The 15,481-nt window shown below is 65.7% G+C and carries 16 protein-coding genes; 6 read left to right on the top strand and 10 right to left on the bottom strand.

Annotated elements, in window-relative coordinates; translation table 11 throughout:
• Positions 1-28 precede the first annotated feature (28 nt).
• From MUH00_RS16125 to cyaB, 6 genes are all read right to left on the bottom strand, one after another.
• The gene (locus MUH00_RS16125; RefSeq protein WP_247000315.1) at positions 29-619 is read right to left on the bottom strand and encodes a DUF5804 family protein; all 591 of its coding nucleotides are present in this window, start codon (positions 617-619) and stop codon (positions 29-31) included.
• 268 nt (positions 620-887) lie between these two features.
• Positions 888-2,066 (bottom strand): tRNA sulfurtransferase, encoded by a 1,179-nt coding sequence (locus tag MUH00_RS16120; RefSeq protein ID WP_247000314.1) that lies wholly within the window; start codon positions 2,064-2,066, stop codon positions 888-890.
• A gap of 103 nt (positions 2,067-2,169) precedes the next feature.
• Entirely contained in the window at positions 2,170-3,054 is an 885-nt protein-coding gene (locus MUH00_RS16115; RefSeq protein ID WP_247000313.1) for a dihydrodipicolinate synthase family protein, read from the bottom strand.
• Between the two features lie 104 nt (positions 3,055-3,158).
• Complete coding sequence (locus tag MUH00_RS16110; RefSeq protein WP_247000312.1) at positions 3,159-4,415, bottom strand: MFS transporter; 1,257 nt, start codon at positions 4,413-4,415, stop codon at positions 3,159-3,161.
• 156 nt (positions 4,416-4,571) lie between these two features.
• Positions 4,572-5,777 carry a methionine adenosyltransferase gene (locus MUH00_RS16105; RefSeq protein ID WP_247000311.1) on the bottom strand — a complete coding sequence of 402 codons (1,206 nt, stop codon included), beginning with the start codon at positions 5,775-5,777 and terminating at the stop codon, positions 4,572-4,574.
• A gap of 103 nt (positions 5,778-5,880) precedes the next feature.
• Positions 5,881-6,423 (bottom strand): class IV adenylate cyclase, encoded by a 543-nt coding sequence (cyaB, locus tag MUH00_RS16100; protein WP_247000310.1) that lies wholly within the window; start codon positions 6,421-6,423, stop codon positions 5,881-5,883.
• Between the two features lie 103 nt (positions 6,424-6,526).
• Here cyaB and MUH00_RS16095 point away from each other — a divergent pair, with 103 nt between their 5' ends.
• Positions 6,527-7,492, top strand: a complete 966-nt coding sequence (locus MUH00_RS16095) for an FKBP-type peptidyl-prolyl cis-trans isomerase (protein WP_247000308.1) — start codon at positions 6,527-6,529, stop codon at positions 7,490-7,492.
• 88 nt (positions 7,493-7,580) lie between these two features.
• Entirely contained in the window at positions 7,581-8,033 is a 453-nt protein-coding gene (locus MUH00_RS16090) for a DUF7972 family membrane protein (protein WP_247000306.1), read from the top strand.
• Here the strand turns inward: MUH00_RS16090 and MUH00_RS16085 are convergent.
• Positions 7,961-8,587: an RAD55 family ATPase gene (locus MUH00_RS16085; protein ID WP_247000305.1), complete on the bottom strand. Its 627-nt coding sequence runs from the start codon at positions 8,585-8,587 to the stop codon at positions 7,961-7,963. The two genes, MUH00_RS16090 and MUH00_RS16085, sit on opposite strands and share 73 nt — an antisense overlap.
• Before the next feature lie 211 nt (positions 8,588-8,798).
• On the opposite strand from MUH00_RS16085, the gene pyrB reads away from it, so the two are divergent.
• From pyrB to MUH00_RS16065, 4 genes are all read left to right on the top strand, one after another.
• A complete protein-coding gene (gene pyrB / locus MUH00_RS16080; protein ID WP_247000304.1) occupies positions 8,799-9,731 on the top strand; it encodes an aspartate carbamoyltransferase in 933 nt (310 codons plus the stop codon).
• Entirely contained in the window at positions 9,724-10,212 is a 489-nt protein-coding gene (pyrI, locus tag MUH00_RS16075) for an aspartate carbamoyltransferase regulatory subunit (RefSeq protein WP_247000303.1), read from the top strand. Before pyrB ends, pyrI begins: the two co-directional genes overlap by 8 nt.
• Positions 10,213-10,562: 350 nt before the next feature.
• Positions 10,563-11,402, top strand: a complete 840-nt coding sequence (locus tag MUH00_RS16070) for a hypothetical protein (protein WP_247000302.1) — start codon at positions 10,563-10,565, stop codon at positions 11,400-11,402.
• A 227-nt stretch (positions 11,403-11,629) separates the two neighbouring features.
• A complete protein-coding gene (locus MUH00_RS16065; RefSeq protein WP_247000301.1) occupies positions 11,630-12,577 on the top strand; it encodes a hypothetical protein in 948 nt (315 codons plus the stop codon).
• Between the two features lie 538 nt (positions 12,578-13,115).
• On the opposite strand, the gene MUH00_RS16060 is transcribed toward MUH00_RS16065, so the two are convergent.
• The 3 genes from MUH00_RS16060 to MUH00_RS16050 form a co-directional block, all read right to left on the bottom strand.
• Complete coding sequence (locus MUH00_RS16060; protein WP_247000300.1) at positions 13,116-13,526, bottom strand: hypothetical protein; 411 nt, start codon at positions 13,524-13,526, stop codon at positions 13,116-13,118.
• A 152-nt stretch (positions 13,527-13,678) separates the two neighbouring features.
• Positions 13,679-14,446 (bottom strand): enoyl-CoA hydratase/isomerase family protein, encoded by a 768-nt coding sequence (locus tag MUH00_RS16055; protein ID WP_247000299.1) that lies wholly within the window; start codon positions 14,444-14,446, stop codon positions 13,679-13,681.
• A gap of 205 nt (positions 14,447-14,651) precedes the next feature.
• Positions 14,652-15,320, bottom strand: coding sequence for a helix-turn-helix domain-containing protein (locus tag MUH00_RS16050; protein WP_247000298.1), 669 nt, complete (start codon positions 15,318-15,320; stop codon positions 14,652-14,654).
• Positions 15,321-15,481: the final 161 nt, after the last annotated feature.

Here is a 15,481-nt window from a genome sequence, read left to right as displayed (position 1 = left end):
GGCGCTCCCCGCCCGATCGGGCAGCCGGTCAGGGCGCGTACTCGTTTTCCGTCAGTCGGACGACGAGCGTCTCCTCGACGTCCCGGAGATCGTACTCGGGGAGATCGCCGTCGGTCCGACGCACGTACAGCGGTTCGACGAGCCGTCTGCCGGTGACGGCAGCCGGGGATCGGTCCGATTCGTTCGCCGGATTCGACTCTGCGTCCTGGTCCGCGTTCGCGTTCGCGTTCGTGTCCGCGTCCGAATCCGAATCCGGATTCGTCTCGGCGTCCGATTCGGGACCGACGCGTTCGAGCCCATAGATCTTGCAGAACTCCCCGGTTTCTCGCGGTTCAACCTCGCCGTTTCGCAGCCGTCGGGCCAGCGATCGCGAGAGCCACTCCTCGTCGCTGACGCTCGGCTCCTGCACGAGCGCCTCGTCGACGAAGCGGATCAGGTACCAGTTGAGATCGTTCAACAGCGAGACGGCGGCGCCGACGCTTACCGTCCGAACCGCGATCGAATTCTCGAACGGCCGCCGGAGGTCGTACGTCGCGAGCGCCTCGCGCGCCGTCTCGCGGGAGAGCAGTTCGTACTGCAGATTCACATCGGTCTTGCCGATGAGACAGACCCGGGTCACTGTGAGAACGTGGGCACGGCGCCGTATTGGGGGTTTCGTCTCTCGATGGATCGTAGCTTGAACGTAGATACTGGATCGTTCGCTGTTAGGAACACTCCGAAAGCCCCTGGCCTGTTCGAGTCGGGGGCCTCGCTGCGCGCCTCCCTCACTCCGTTCGGATCGGTGCTTACTTCGCCCGCCTTCCTCGAACGGGCCAGCCCCTTTCAGTCCCACCCGGCGGTGGACGGACGAATAGGCGCTGAGGTGGGCCGATTATAATCGTCGCCGATCAGGGCTCGACCAGTTCCGCGTTTGCCGCCGCCTCTTCCGCGCGTTCGAACAGATCGTCGGGTTCGACTTCGAGCAGCGGTTCGAGGCGGGCGTTGGTCTCGGCCCGATCGGGCGCGACCCGGTTACAGCCGGCGTCGATCGTCGAATCGATGAAGGTGCCGATCTCGCGGGCCTTCGCGACGATGTCCTGTTTGTCCATGGTGAGCAGCGGGCGGTGGATCGGGAGCGTCGTGGCGCGGCTGGTGACGGCGAGGTTCTGGACCGTCTGGCTCGACTTCTGGCCGACGGCCTCGCCGGTGACGATCCCGTGTGCGTCGACCCGATCGGCCAGGTGCTCCGCGGCGCGGTAGAAAAAGCGCCGCATCGAGAGCATCCGGCCTTCTTCCATGGTCTCGACGAGGACTGAGAGCGTCTCGCCGCCGGGGATCTTGTACACCTGCATGCCGAAATTGGGCGCGTACCGCGAGAGGGTGCGGACGGTTTCCATCGCCCGCGCCTCGTGGTCGATCCCGCCGAACGGGCCCAGGTCGACGTACACCGGAACGACGGGACAGCCACGTTTCATCATCTCGTAGGCGGCGACGGGCGAGTCGATCCCGCCGCTGATCATCGCGATCACGGCCCCCTGGGCGCCCAGCGGCAGGCCGCCGGGACCCGGTCGTTTCTCGAGGTAGACGAAAGCGACGTCCTCGCGTACCTCGACGCCAAACGTGATATCGGGATCGTCGAGATCGACTTCAGGGTCGAACTCGCCCTCGACGGCCTCCCAGACGGCGGTGCCGCCCTCGCGGGCGAGCTCCTCGCTGCCGTAGGGTAGGCTCTTGTCCGCCCGTCGGGCGTCGACGGCGAACGCGCCGCCGTCGTAACGGGCCCGTGCGGTCTCGACGAGCGCGTCGAGGATCGCCTCCTTCTCCGTGCCGATCGTCAGCGCCGGACTCGCGGAAACGACGCCGAAGGCGTCAGCCGCCGCGTTTGTCGCGTCCTCGACGGCCGCTTCGGTGGTGTGGATCAGCGGGCGGTTCCAGCGGTTCTCGACGTCGCCCGGGATCGATCGATCGGCCAGGAGCGCCTCGAGATTCTCGACGAGAATCCCCTCCATGTACCGCTTGACGGTGTTACTCTTGGTGTTGACGTCCCCGTGGCGGACGAGGACGGTATCGGCTCCCGGCGGGTGCATGGACGGGGATAGTCGGCCGCGGCTATAAGGGGATTACGAGGGCGGTGCCGACGGCGGAGACGATCCGTGGTGCCGCGACGAGGACGGACCGATCGCGTCGCGATCAGCGATCGGCGGCCGCGAGCGCGTTGTCGATCGCCGACTCGATCGCCCCGGGGTCGTCGACCGACACCAGCGGCGGTCGGACCTCGTCGGAGGGGATCACGTTCCGTCCGACGAGCGCCGTCTTCGTCGCCGGGGCGAAGTCGTACGTCGTACACGTTTCGAACAGTGGTGCGATGACGTCGGCCTGCAGGTCTCGACTCCGATCGGCGCGGGGATCGTCGACGACCTCGCGGAAGACCTCCGGAACGACGTTCGATAGTGCGTTGATGCCGCCATCGGCACCCATCCTGAGAGACGGGACCAGGATCGCGTCGTACCCCTGCAGGCAGAGGAAATCGTCGGGCGTCCGTTCCATGACGGAGAGGAAGTACGCGAGGTCGCCGCTCGAGTCCTTGAGGCCGAGCGCCCGATCGTGCTCGGCGATCGCGGCGACCGTCTCGGGTTCGATCCGTCGGCCGACGCACTGGGGAATGTTGTACAGCAGGATCGGGAGCGAGACCGATTCGAGGACCGCCTCGAAGAACCGCCGGTTTCCGGCCGGATCGTTCGCGTTCGTGAAGTACGGCGCGACGATCGCGGCGGCGTCGGCACCGACCGCCGCGGCCGTCTCGATGGCGTCGACGGTTTCCGAAACGCTGGTCGCCGCAGCACCGGCGACGACCGGAACGTCCGCGTGCTCGACGGTGCGCTCGATCACCGCCAGTCGTTCGGCGGGGGCGAGGCTCGGAAACTCGCCGGTGGTCCCGCAGGGGAAGACGGCGTCGACGCCGCCCGCCTGCACGTGGTCCAGCAGGTCGACGAGCGCCGCCTCGTCGACCGATCCGCCGTCGAACGGCGTCACCAGCGGGGACGTGATCCCCCGTAACACGTTGCGAATGTCCATACGGGACGATGTCCGCGTTTCCTGAAAACGATTCGCATCGATCGATCTGCGCTGGGTCGGAAAAACTGCTGTGCGAGACAGTCGAAAATACCGATCGGCCTCGATCAAAGGGACGATTCCTCGACGGTCGGGCTCAGGTGGCCGGTGTGGCTGTAGACGCCCGCCAGCAGAATCACACCGGCGATGAGCGGGACGATCGCGCTGAGCGCGTACAGCACCTCGAAGCCGATCGTCTCGGCGAACGGAAGCGCGACCATCGGACCGAGGCCGCCGCCGACGTCGCCGAGGACGTTGTTCGTTCCCATCGCTCGTCCCATGCGATCCTCGGGCGTGAGGTCGGCGAGCAGCGCCGTCAGCGGGCCGCCGACGCCGCCCTGTCCGGCGCCGATCAGGACGCACGCGAGGACGAGCCCCTCGACGGTCGTGCCGTAGGCCAGTGTCGCGAATCCAACGCAGGCGGTGAGCAGAAAGGCGAGCATCACGGGGACGCGGGCGCCGACCGAGTCGCTCAGGGCGCCGCCGGCGAGCGTGAACACCGAGCCCGCGAGCACCGTGACGGCCATCAACATCCCCGACGAGCCCTGCGCGTCGAGCCCGAAGAGCGCGATTCCGCGATCGCCCAGCAGGAGCACGAGCGTCGAGAACAGGATCCCGATGTACGCGAAGTAGAGCCCGAAGTTGACGAACCCGATCGTCAGCGCCGGGAGGCTCCGATCGATTTCCCAGGGTTTCACGCTCCCCCGTTCGCCCTCGACGTGCGTCTCCGGGACGATCAAGTACGCGACGCCGCTCGCGAGCGCGGCGAACGACGCCGCGAGGACGAACGCCTCGACGTTCCCCCAGAGGTCGCTGACGACGCCCCCGAGGACGAGCCCCGCGGGGAAGCCGAACGTGATCCCCGCGCGGACGATTCCCATGCTCGTCCCGCGGGAGTCGGCCTCGCTCACGTCCGCGGTGATCGTGTACGCCGTCGCGAAGACGAGCGCGCTCCCGAGTCCCCACAGGACGCGGGCGACGACGAACCACGCCGCCGGTGTCGACGGGAGAAACCACAACACCGGCTCCGCCGAAAGGAGCGCGACGACGTACATGAACGTCGCGAGGCCCTCGATCGCCAGCCCCGCGATGAACGGCTTGCGGGTGCCGATTCGATCGACCAGCGCCCCCGCGGGAGCGTTGCTGACCAGCCGCGTAAACCGGTTCGCGCTCAGGATGAGGCCGACCGTAAACGCCGAGATGCCGAGCACCTCGCCGAGATTCGGCAGGATAGGGAAGATGACGCCGCCGCCGAAACCGACGAAGAAGGTGCTCGCGACGACGGCGAGGACGATTCGGTTGGAACTGGCGGACGGGAGTGACACGGACGATCGCTCGCGAGCGTATTTCGATTCGTAACCCGCTACTCGACTAGCACTGTGAGCCCGATAAAGGGTTTGTCGAATCCGGCGGTTCGATCGTCGAACCGATCGCGAGTCGAGTCGACGGAGAAAAGACGGTAGTAGTTCGGTTTCGACGCGTCAGAACGTCGTCAGTTCGCCGTCGATCACGCGGCGGGTGATCTCGGTCACGCCGGCGAGCTCCGCGTCGACGATCGCCTCGACGTCTCCGCGGACGTCCTCGAGTTCGACGCCCTCCTCGGTGACGACGTGGACGTCGGCGACGTGGGGCCGGTCGATCGGGCGGCCGATCTGGGAAAGGAGGCGCACGCGCAGGTCGCGGATGCCGTCGACCTCGTTCACAACCTCCTCGGCGATCTCGGTCGACAGGAGGTTGTAGATCTTCCCGATGTGGTTGACCGGGTTCTTCCCGCTGGTGGCCTCCATCGACATCGAGCGGTTCGGAGTGATGAGCCCGTTCGCGCGGTTGCCCCGTCCGACCGAGCCGTCGTCGCCCTGCTCGGCGGAGGTGCCGGTGACGGTGAGGTAGATCGAACCCTCCTCGTAGTCGTCGGCCGTGTTGACGTGGACCTCGACCTCGCGGTCGGTGTGCTCGCGGGCGACGCCCGCGACGAACTCGCGGACCGACTCGACGGCGTCGGCGTAGGCGTCCAGGTCGGCGATGTGCTCGTCGATCATCGCGGCCGCGACCGTGACGTCGATCCGATCGCCCTCGCGTTTGCCCATCAGCTTCACGTCGGGGCCGAGGTAGGGGTTTTCGCGCGCAAAGTCGCCGTTCAGACGCCGTTCGGCGTTCAGTACGATCCGCTCGGTTTCGGTCAGCGGCGCGTGTCCGACGCCGAAACTGGTGTCGTTGGCCATGGGGACGCTCACCTCGTCTTCGCCGAAGACCTCCTGCAGATCACCGCTCCCCTCGCCGAGTTTGACGTCGACGACGATGTCCTCGCCGTACTCCAGTTGTGGAATGTTCTCCTCAAGGTACTCGCGAGCGGCCGTGAGCGCGATCCGCTCGGTCGGGATCGTCAGCCCCTCGTAGTGTTTGGTCGCGCGGCCGACGATCAGCAGATAGATCGGATCGACGACCTCGCCGCCCCCGAACGCGGGCGCGGCTTCGCCGGCGACGAGTTGCGTCTCGTCGGTGTTGAAGTGCAACACCTCGCCGACGCGATCGAGGTACTCGCGGGCGAGCGCCCCGGCGACGTTTTCGGCGACCCCGTCGCAGATGGAATCGGGGTGTCCGATCCCCTTTCGCTCGACGATTTCGACTTCTTGGTCTTCGACCGCCTGGCGGTCGATCGGCTCGACCCGAATGTTCCGCTCGCTCATTGGCGGTCATAATCGGAGCGAGGTTCTATAACTTGCGGAAACAGGTACGGGCCGGAATATTCTCTCGGGTAATCGGGTCGACGCGCCGGCGAGAACCGAACGATCAGGGCCCGAGCAGGAGGCCGAGATACGAGGTTCGAACCTGGTCGTCCGGATCGAGCCCTACCCCCTCGAGGATCGCGTAGGCGCCCTCGCGCGCCGATTCGAGTTCGTTCTCGGATTCGACCTCGGTCTCGACTTCGACGTATTCGCCGACGTCGTCGACGGAGTCCAGCGTGATCGCGTACCCCTCGAGCGCGTAGCGATCGCGCTCTTTGCGGACGGTCGCCGCGGGCTCGAAGCCGAGATTCCGGAGGATGGCGTCCAGCTTCTCCCCGTCTCCCACGTCCGTTTCGATCTCCTCGCGAGTCTTCGACTCGTCGTCGATCAGCGGCCCCTTGTACGTGATCCGGGTCTTGTCGTCTCCAGTCTTCGGTCGTTCGCTCCGAATCCGCAGTGCTTCGTCGGTGTCCGCGAACGATCGGTGGGGCGCGTCGTAGTAGGTGTCCTTCTGCACGACCGCGCCGCGAGAGGTCGCCCCGCGATCGTCCAGTCTCGCCCGGACGGCCTCGAGATCGGCGGGTACCTTCACTTCGACCTCGTACATGCTCGTGGGAAGGGCGACCGATCGTAAGTATCGGTCGTTCTCGCGACGGACGACCTCAGGTGAAAACGTCGACCTTAAATGTAGACGGCGGGAGGTACAACGTATGACCGAGGATCAGGAGGCCGAACTCGAGGAGCAGGCCGATGACGCCGAGGAAGAAGCCGAGGACGCCGAGGACGCCGAAGGGCTCCAGCACGGCGACTTCGTCGAGCTCGAATACACCGCCTACACCGTCGAGGACGACCAGCTGGTCGACACGACCGACCCCGAAGTCGCCGAGGACGAAGGCGTCGACACGCAGGGACAGGAGTTCAAACCGCGAACGATCGTTCTGGGCGAGGGCCACATCTTCGAGGACGTCGAGGAGGCCATCACCGGGAGCGAGGCCGGCGACTCCGGCACCGTGACGATCGACGCCGCGGACGCCTTCGGCGAGTACGACCCCGACGACGTCCAGACCGTCAGCGCGGAGAAGATCGACGAGGACGATCGCTACCCCGGCGCGAACGTGCAGATCGACGGCCAGCAGGGCTACATCAGCACGATCATCGGCGGCCGCGCCCGCGTCGACTTCAACCACCCGCTCGCCGGCGAGGACGTCGAGTACGAGTACGAGATCGTCGACGTCGTCGAGGACCGCGAAGCGCAGGCCGCCGGCCTGTTCGAGATGTACCTCGGCTTCGAGCCCGAACTCTGGATCGAGACGGACGAGGTCGAGGAGGAGGTCCCCGTCGAGCCCGATGCAGATGAGGACGAAGAAGCGGGCGAAGATGCCGAACCCGAGTTCGAGACGGAGGTCGTCGAAAAGGAGTCGCTCTACCTCGAGGCCACGCCCCAGATGACGATGAACCAGCAGTGGATGATGGGCAAACAGCAGATCGGCCAGCAGATCATCGACCAGATCGACGTCGATCGCATCGTCGTCCAGGAAGTCATCGAAGGCATGGGCATGGGCGGACTCGGCGGTATGATGGGCGGCATGGGCGGCGGCGACATCGAAGCGGCGCTCGAGGACGCTGACGTCGACGCCGACGAGATCGTCGACGAACTCGAAGGCGCCGAGGAGTAACGCTCGGCGACCGTCGATCGGTAGCGGTCCACGAACGTTCGCGGATCGGATTTTTCGGCCCCCGCGTCGAAGACCGGGATCGGCTGCGGTGCTCGATACGACGAGCGAAGAGGCGGCGAAACCGCCGTCGGAGTCCGCAACCGACCGGATCAAACAGTGGCTCCTGCTCGACGGGGATCGGTCCGCGATCGCCGCGTTCGTCGCGATCGCGTTCGGGCTGACGTACCTGGCGCTCTCGGTTTCCGGCCTCGCTCCACTGACCGACATGCAATCGTTGTTTTACGCGTTCAGCGGGATGATCGCGGGCAACTTCACACTAATCACCGTCGTCGTGTCGATCAACCAGCTGCTGCTCTCTCGGGAGTTGCAGTCGCCGGGCGAACTCGAATCTGAGATCTCGGAGACCAGGAAGTCTAGCGCGGACGGCTCGCGGACGGCCGACGCGACGAGCGCGTTTCGAGCGCCGACTCAGGCGATGTCCCGACTGGTGTCGATCGCGACTTCCTCGACGAGTTCCAGTTTGATCGTCTCGGTCGGCTGATCGCCGCCGCGGAACTTCGGTACCGACAGGTGGTTCTCGATCTCCGTTCCGGAGAGCTCCGTGCGCAGATCGAAGACGGCGTCGGCGGCGTGTTCCGTTCGCGTTCTGTTCGGCGGTATGGGCTCTCCCTTCAGGCAGTGGAGGACGGCGATGCTGTTCGTCTCGAGCATCTGCCGCTTCAGATCGTTGAGAAACGCCATGTAGTCGCCGGCCTCGGTTCGCTCGAGGACGTCCATCGTGTCGATGATCAGGTTCGCGCCGTCGGGAAGCGCGTTGATAAGTCGCGTCGATTCCTCGAGCGGGGTGTCGCTGGTGACGCGTCTGATCGTCGGGCTCCCGACTGCCGACGGCGAGGTTTCGATCGCGTGGCGAACGGCCTCGTCGGACCGCTCGGTCGAGAGGTACAGCGTTCCGCGTGCGGCCGTTAGCTCGTACAGGAGGAGCTCGGACTGGCTGGCCGCGTCGGCGGCGTAGGCGACGATCGAACCCGGTGGCAGCCCGCCGTCGAGCTTCCGATCCAGTACGTCGATTCCCGTCTCCAGCCGACCAACCATACGATTATGACCAATTGCTGTAGTGTCTGTATAACTCTTTGCCTTGAAGTACATTCAACGAATCATCAATTTTCGACGACGCGTGCGCGCCGTCCGTCACGTTTCGATTCACGAGTCCACGACAGATGGCCGCGGCATCCGGGATAAATGCTCGGTCGGCCCGGCGTCGAATGGAGAGATTCAAGGGGAACGCAACTGCCTACACGAACGGATGCGCCACGATCACCTCATCACGAGTAAACAACTGTCGCGGGCGGACATCGAGACGGTGCTCGACCGCGCGGCCGAGATCGACGCCGATCCCTCGATCGTCGGCGATCGCCACGCGGACGCACTGCTCGGACTGCTCTTTTTCGAGCCCAGCACGCGGACGAAGATGAGCTTCGAGACCGCGATGAAACGCCTCGGGGGCGACGTCGTCGACATGGGCTCGGTCGAATCGTCGAGCGTTAAGAAGGGCGAGACGCTCGCGGATACGGTCCGGGTCATCGAGGGGTACGCCGACGCGCTCGTCCTCCGCCACCCGAAGCAGGGCGCGGCGACGATGGCCTGCGAGTTCGTCGACGTCCCGCTGCTGAACGCCGGCGACGGCGCGGGCCACCACCCGACCCAGACGCTGCTGGATCTCTACACGATCCGAGAGAACGCCGGACTCGACGACCTGACGATCGGCATCATGGGCGATCTGAAGTACGGCCGAACCGTCCACTCGCTCGCCTACGCGCTGACGAACTTCGACGCGCGCCAGCACTTCATCAGTCCGGAGAGCCTGCAACTGCCCCGCGAGGTCGTCTACGACCTTCACCAGCGGGAGGGGGCGCGGATCCGCGAGCACGAGTCGCTCGACGAGATCCTCCCGTCGCTCGACGTCCTCTACGTCACCCGGATCCAGCGCGAACGGTTCCCGGACGAGAACGAGTACCAGAAGGTCGCCGGCGAGTACCAGATCGACGCGGCGACGCTCGACGCCGCTTCGGACGACCTCACCGTGATGCATCCGCTCCCTCGCGTGGACGAAATCGCGCCCGACGTCGACGAGACCGACCACGCGGCCTACTTCGAACAGGCGCACAACGGCGTTCCGGTTCGGATGGCGCTGCTCGATCTCCTCCTGCGAAACGCCCGAGGTGAGACCGATGACTGACCGAGACGACAACTCCGACACCGTCGACGATCACAAACTCCGGGTCAGCAAGATCCAGGACGGGACCGTTATCGACCACGTTCGCGCCGGGCAGGCGCTGAACGTCCTCGCGATTCTCGGCATCGACGGCAGCGAGGGCGAGGAGGTCTCGATCGGGATGAACGTCCCCTCCGATCGGCTCGCGCGCAAGGACATCGTCAAGGTCGAGGGGCGAGAGCTGAGCCAGGACGAAGTCGACGTGCTCTCGCTGATCGCGCCGGACGCGTCGATCAACATCGTCCGCGACTACGACGTGATCGAGAAACACCGCGTCGAACGGCCGGACGTCGTCACGGGCGTCCTCTCCTGTCCGAACAGCGGCTGTATCACGACGGGCGACGAACCGGTCACCTCCCGGTTCGACGTCCTCGACGACGGCGTCCGCTGTGGGTACTGCGGACGGATCGTTCGCGACGACATCCCCTCGCTGATCGAATCCTGATCGCCGCGCGACCCAAATCGCCGATCGCCGATCGTCGACTTCGATCGAAACGGACGGACCGTCGATCGACAGACGAATCCGACGCGCGGACACCGATCGACCGGCATCGAGGTGACGACGCGGAGCCGTCGTATTCCGATTATGACGTTATTCAGAATATCTAAGTAGTTCGCGGTCGTACCGTCGGTACATGTCCCGGACAGTCAAGATCCTGCTCGCCCTGATCGCCATCGCCGTCCTCTACAAAGTCGTCCTCAGCGGCCCGTCCGAGGTCGACGTCGAGTACGAACCGACCGAGTAACCCCGCCCGATTCCGAACGGCTTACCCGCACGGCGCCGTACCCTCCAGTATGTACGGCGTCGTCACGCGAAACGCCGAAGAAGTACGGTGGCCGGAGTTCGATCGCGGCTTCTACGAAGTCAAAGACGTGACCGGCCGGTCCGAAGAGCCGATCGAGGACGCCGTGAACATGGTCTCCTGTTTCGGCGACAACGCGGCCGTCGACGCCGATCCGTCGCTCGCGACGGTCGACGACCTCGGCCGGCCGGCCACGCGCGATCGGACGTACTTCGACTGGGCCTACATCTGTCCGTCCCGCGAGGACTATCGCGAGGGCCTCCTGGAGATCATCGACGACTGCGCCGCGGCCAACGAGGACGTTCGCCTCGACGACATCGGCTTCCCCCGCGCCGAGTACTGTCGCTGCGGCGTCTGCGAGCGACGGTTCGAGGAGAGCGAGTACGACGATCGGTTCGAGTGGCGCGCGAGCGTCATCACGGACTTCGTCGCCGAGGCCGTCGACCGAATCCCCGGGACCGTCTACATGACGCTCTATCCGGATCCCTACCCGGGCCATCTCTACGAACGCGCCGGCATCGACCTCGCCGCGCTGGAAGAGCACGTCGACGAGTTCGTCGTGCCGTTGTACGACACGGCTTACGGGACGACCTACTGGCTCGAGACGATCGCCAGGGGGTTCGAGAGCGCGCTCGAGACGCCGTTCAATATCGAGTTGTACGCGGTAAACGTCGATATCGACAACCTGATCCACGCGACCGAGGTCGCCGAGGAGTACGGAACGGGCGTCTTCTTCGGCTACGAGGCGGGCAACGCTCGCGGAGCCCTGCGTCGGATGCGGGCGGACGAACGCGACGGCGTGACGCACGGCGATCCGGGTTCTGGGTCCTGAAACTGGTCTCGCGGGCCGTTTCCAATCGAGTATTACTGGCCGGGCGACGCTAGTTGCTCCGATTACTGGCGCGGCGACGGCCGGTGCGGATCGCTTCTCGCGGCGGTTCGAGCGTGCGACGTCGTTTCAACAGTTGATCCGGTTCTTCCGAGCGGAACTGACGACGCCCTTTATTGCGCTCACTCTCGCCCGTGACGAGCGAGGGTCGACCGACTCTCGTGTGTCCGATGACCGAGCAACACCACTTCCAGCAGCCCCGAGAGGAATCGACCGCGAAGGTGCAACAGGCGACGATGAACCGAGGCCAGGAAGCCATCGAGCAGACGATCGACCTCCAGCGAAACATGGCGCGGACCGCCCTGAGCGCGATGAAGTGGGGAGACACGGCGCAGCGACAGGGCCTCGAGATCACACAGTCGATGATGCAGGGGTTCCCGGGCCAGCAGTTCACGGAGGCGATGATGGAGAGTTACCTGCAGGGACTCGAGGCCGTGATGCCCGAGATGGAGCGAGCGATGGAGAAGGGCATGCGGGCCGCCGCCCAGCCCGGGATGGAGATGGGTCAGCAGCTGGAAGACGCGGGCCAGCAACCGGAGCGGACGGGACAGCAGATGGGCCACACCGACCAGGGGACCATCGGCGGAATGGAGACGCCGGACAGGGGAAGCCAGCAGACCGGCGATCGGCTGACCGGCGAACAGACGGGCCGACAACCGGCCGACCAGTCGACCCGTGGAATGGGGAGCGGACAACCGGATCGCTCGAGCCAGGGAACGGGCGGGCGATCCCAGCAGTACTCCCAGACCGGCGAATGGATCCCACGGGAGGGGCCCTACGGCGGCGAATCGTCCGGGGAAATGGGGCAGCGACGTCTCGAACAGCGGATGACCGGCGGCCAGCCCGGACGGCGATCGCCGTCGCAGACCGAGTACGAAACGCAGTCCCAGACGGGATACGACACCCGACCAGAGGACGGGATCGGAACCGAGCGCCAGTCCCACCAGGAACCGTTCGAACGCGAGACGAACCAACGGCGGTACGGCCGCGAAACTCAGCGAGAGCAGTACGGAGGGGAACAACAGGGCCGACGCGACCAACAGCGGGGTCGCGGCCGCGAGTTCGAGCAGACGACCCGGCGCGGCCGAACCGAACAGCCGCGGTCCGAGCGACGGTAATCGGGAGACCGGCCCACCGAGCGAATCGATACCGACCGACGCGAGTCCGGTCGGGGCCGGGACCGCCTAGCTGATCCCACGGGAGCGGGTTCGAGGCGGTGACGCCGCCGCTCAGGAGTCCGAATCGTTAAATCGGGACGACGGAGACGCCCGACGCAACTATGATACCGAGGAGCTGCCACGGGACGGCACGGAGGTCTCGGCCGACCGGAGCCGGCAGGAATGCGGCAACACTGAAGCTAACGCGTGCGGGGGAGAGCGATCGGAGTAACGGATCCGTCGCACTGCTACGGGGCAGTCCGCTCGTGTCGCGATGTCCCAGCCGTCCAGTTCGTCTTCGTCGGACTGCTAGGCCGTTCCCATCACCCGATCGCCTCGACTCTGAATCGCGCGTACAGACGCTCCTCTGACTCCAATGGCATCGTCGGCGCAGTGTTCGCGATGGGACCGCCTCAGTCGACGCTGCACGAATATCTCGGCACGTCCGCCGAGTGCGGAAAGAAATGACGAATTTCGCACGCGATCGCGGAACCCAGGCCTACCTGTTACGGGTGTCGTCGCCGAGGAGGTCGTCGTCATCGTCGCCGAGGAGATCGTCGTCTGAGCGGCGGTCGGTTCCGGTGTCGGTCGTTCCGGTTCCGGTATCGGAACCGGTCGCCTCCCTGTCCATGTCCGTCGTCCTCCCGGTGCCAGTCACGCCGCCCCCGGAGAGATCGTGCTCGAGGTGGACCTCGTCGTTCGTCACTCGAGCCACCGATCCCTCCTGGAGCGGATAGGTGTCCTCGTCGGATCCGCCCCAGCCGAGTTTGGCCTTGATGGTGTCCGTGATCCCCGGGTCCGGTTCGACGTGCGCTGTACCGTGCTCGACGTCCGCGATGATACCGACCTCGTCGCCGTTTGCGTTGACGACGCTTTTGCCGACGTCGTCGTCGGTAAATTGGGGTGACATTGCAGTAAACTAGACGGCGAAGAATAGGATGATGGTGGTGCTTGCGCTGGCTTGCGGTTCGAGTGGTGGCGAGCCTACAATTCGCCGGCCAGCGACGGGCCAGTCCTACGGAGATAGCGGCTTGCGTGCCTCGGAGCCACGCTCGGGGTGGTTCACGGGTCGAATTCGCGCCCCCGGTCCTCGAGGAAGGCGCTGACGCCCTCCGCGTGGGCCTCCGAGGTGCGGGCCTGAACCTGCAGCAGGTTTTCGTAGTCTAGGGCCTCCGACCAGTGGCGGGCCATGTTCTCGTGCATCGCCTGTTTCATCATGCCGACGATCTCGGTCGGCCGCTCGCGCAACTGGTCTATGGTCTCGTCGACCCGTTCGTCGAGGGCGTCGGCGGGGACCGCCTCGTTAACCAGATCGAGGTCGGCCGCCCGATCGGCGTCGAAGAATTCCCCGGTGAACGCGAGCTTCTTCGCCGCCCGCAGGCCGACGACGCGTGGCAGCATGAACGTCCCGCCGGTGTCCGGAATGAGGCCGACGCGTACGAACGCACAGGAGAACGTCGCGTCCTCGGCGGCGTAGGCGATATCGGAGAGCGCGACGATCGCCAGCCCCGCGCCGACCGCGTCGCCGTTTACCTTCGCGACGATCGGAACGGGACACTCGAGCATGGCTTCGACGACGCGACCGAACGTCTCGGTGACCTCGTCGTACGCCGCCTGGGGCCCGGCCGGTCCTTCGGCCATCGCCTCGATGTCGCCCCCGGCGCTGAAGGCGTCGCCCTCGCCCGTGATGAGGATCGCGTGGTACTCCTCGGGTGACGCATCTTCGATCGCGTCGGCCAGCCTGGCCGCAGTCTCCGTCGTGATCGCGTTGAGGACGCCCGGTCGATCGAACGTGAGCCGCAGTACGCCGTCCGCGCTGTCGACGTTCATACCCCGATCGTGACGGGCCGGCGTAATAATGATGCTCGTTCGAACGGAACGTGCGCGTCGGTCGCGGTCCGACCCGCGGCGAATCGGCTCGCGGCGATCCGATCGGCGGCGATTCGACTGGTCGACGTCGATCGAATAAAACGGTGCGATCGGCCGAACAGCGTGATTCTGGCGGAAACGGTCCCGTGAGACGTCCGGGGCCGGATCAGTTCGTGGGGATGGGCGGTGCCGTCGTCTCCTCCTCGGAGACGTTGAGTTCGGAGGTCACGAGCGCCCGGTACGCGCGGCGGAGCCGCTCGGACAGCGCCTGGTGCGAGATGTCGAGCTCCTCGGAGAGCTCCTGCATCGAGACCTCGCGCGGAATCTCGAAGTAGCCGTGGTCGATCGCCGCAACGAGGGTCTCGTACTGGCGGGCCGTGAGCCCGCACTGCGAGTGGGTCTCCTCGGTGACGTCGAACAGTCGAACGATCGTCGGCGAGACGTCGTTGTCCACGAGTCGATCGTAGAGGGTGCTGACGCTCTCGCGATCGACGAATCGAATGCTGAGCAGCCACGACCGGTTCGACGCGGACGCGCTCAGTACGGTGCCGCTCTCTTCGAGGACGACCTCGAAGACGTCGAGCGTGTCGGGGTCGAACTGGATGTCGTACAGCCAGCGGTCGCCCTCCGAACTGATCAGCGAGTACTCGCCGATCGCGGATGCGTCCGCCAGTGCCTCCTCGAGTTCCTCCTGGGCAGCGCCGGACAGCCACAGCCCGTGCCCGTTGGAGGCGATGACGCGCTCCATCTCACAGCTCAGTGAGGGGACCGCCTCGAAGAGCTCGCTCAGACCGGTGCCGTCCGCCGGAATCTCGATGTCTGCGATGGATGTCATGTGTCTCACTCCTTGCTACAACAGGGAGCACAATAACCCCGTTTCCAAAAGGATTAGCACTGATATTCCCGACTTTCACGATCGCTTACCACTTCGACCGCCAGCAGCGACGCGCCGACGGCCGCGGCTACCGCGCTGATCGGCGCGTGCCGACCGACGAC

This window comes from Halosolutus gelatinilyticus (assembly GCF_023028105.1).
Taxonomy (GTDB): domain Archaea; phylum Halobacteriota; class Halobacteria; order Halobacteriales; family Natrialbaceae; genus Halosolutus; species Halosolutus gelatinilyticus.
Note: the sequence above shows the minus strand (reverse complement) of the source record. Positions and strands in the feature narration are given on the sequence as shown.

Bases quoted from the DNA above. Each gene is read 5' to 3' on its own strand.
- pyrI (WP_247000303.1), top strand. From the start codon at position 9,724: ATGACTGACCGAGACGACAACTCCGACACCGTCGACGATCACAAACTC.
- MUH00_RS16085 (WP_247000305.1), bottom strand. From the start codon at position 8,587: ATGGTTGGTCGGCTGGAGACGGGAATCGACGTACTGGATCGGAAGCTC.
- MUH00_RS16070 (WP_247000302.1), top strand. From the start codon at position 10,563: ATGTACGGCGTCGTCACGCGAAACGCCGAAGAAGTACGGTGGCCGGAG.
- MUH00_RS16105 (WP_247000311.1), bottom strand. From the start codon at position 5,777: ATGAGCGAGCGGAACATTCGGGTCGAGCCGATCGACCGCCAGGCGGTC.
- pyrB (WP_247000304.1), top strand. From the start codon at position 8,799: ATGCGCCACGATCACCTCATCACGAGTAAACAACTGTCGCGGGCGGAC.
- MUH00_RS16055 (WP_247000299.1), bottom strand. From the start codon at position 14,446: ATGAACGTCGACAGCGCGGACGGCGTACTGCGGCTCACGTTCGATCGA.
- MUH00_RS16065 (WP_247000301.1), top strand. From the start codon at position 11,630: ATGACCGAGCAACACCACTTCCAGCAGCCCCGAGAGGAATCGACCGCG.
- MUH00_RS16095 (WP_247000308.1), top strand. From the start codon at position 6,527: ATGACCGAGGATCAGGAGGCCGAACTCGAGGAGCAGGCCGATGACGCC.
- MUH00_RS16060 (WP_247000300.1), bottom strand. From the start codon at position 13,526: ATGTCACCCCAATTTACCGACGACGACGTCGGCAAAAGCGTCGTCAAC.
- MUH00_RS16050 (WP_247000298.1), bottom strand. From the start codon at position 15,320: ATGACATCCATCGCAGACATCGAGATTCCGGCGGACGGCACCGGTCTG.
- MUH00_RS16120 (WP_247000314.1), bottom strand. From the start codon at position 2,066: ATGCACCCGCCGGGAGCCGATACCGTCCTCGTCCGCCACGGGGACGTC.
- cyaB (WP_247000310.1), bottom strand. From the start codon at position 6,423: ATGTACGAGGTCGAAGTGAAGGTACCCGCCGATCTCGAGGCCGTCCGG.
- MUH00_RS16115 (WP_247000313.1), bottom strand. From the start codon at position 3,054: ATGGACATTCGCAACGTGTTACGGGGGATCACGTCCCCGCTGGTGACG.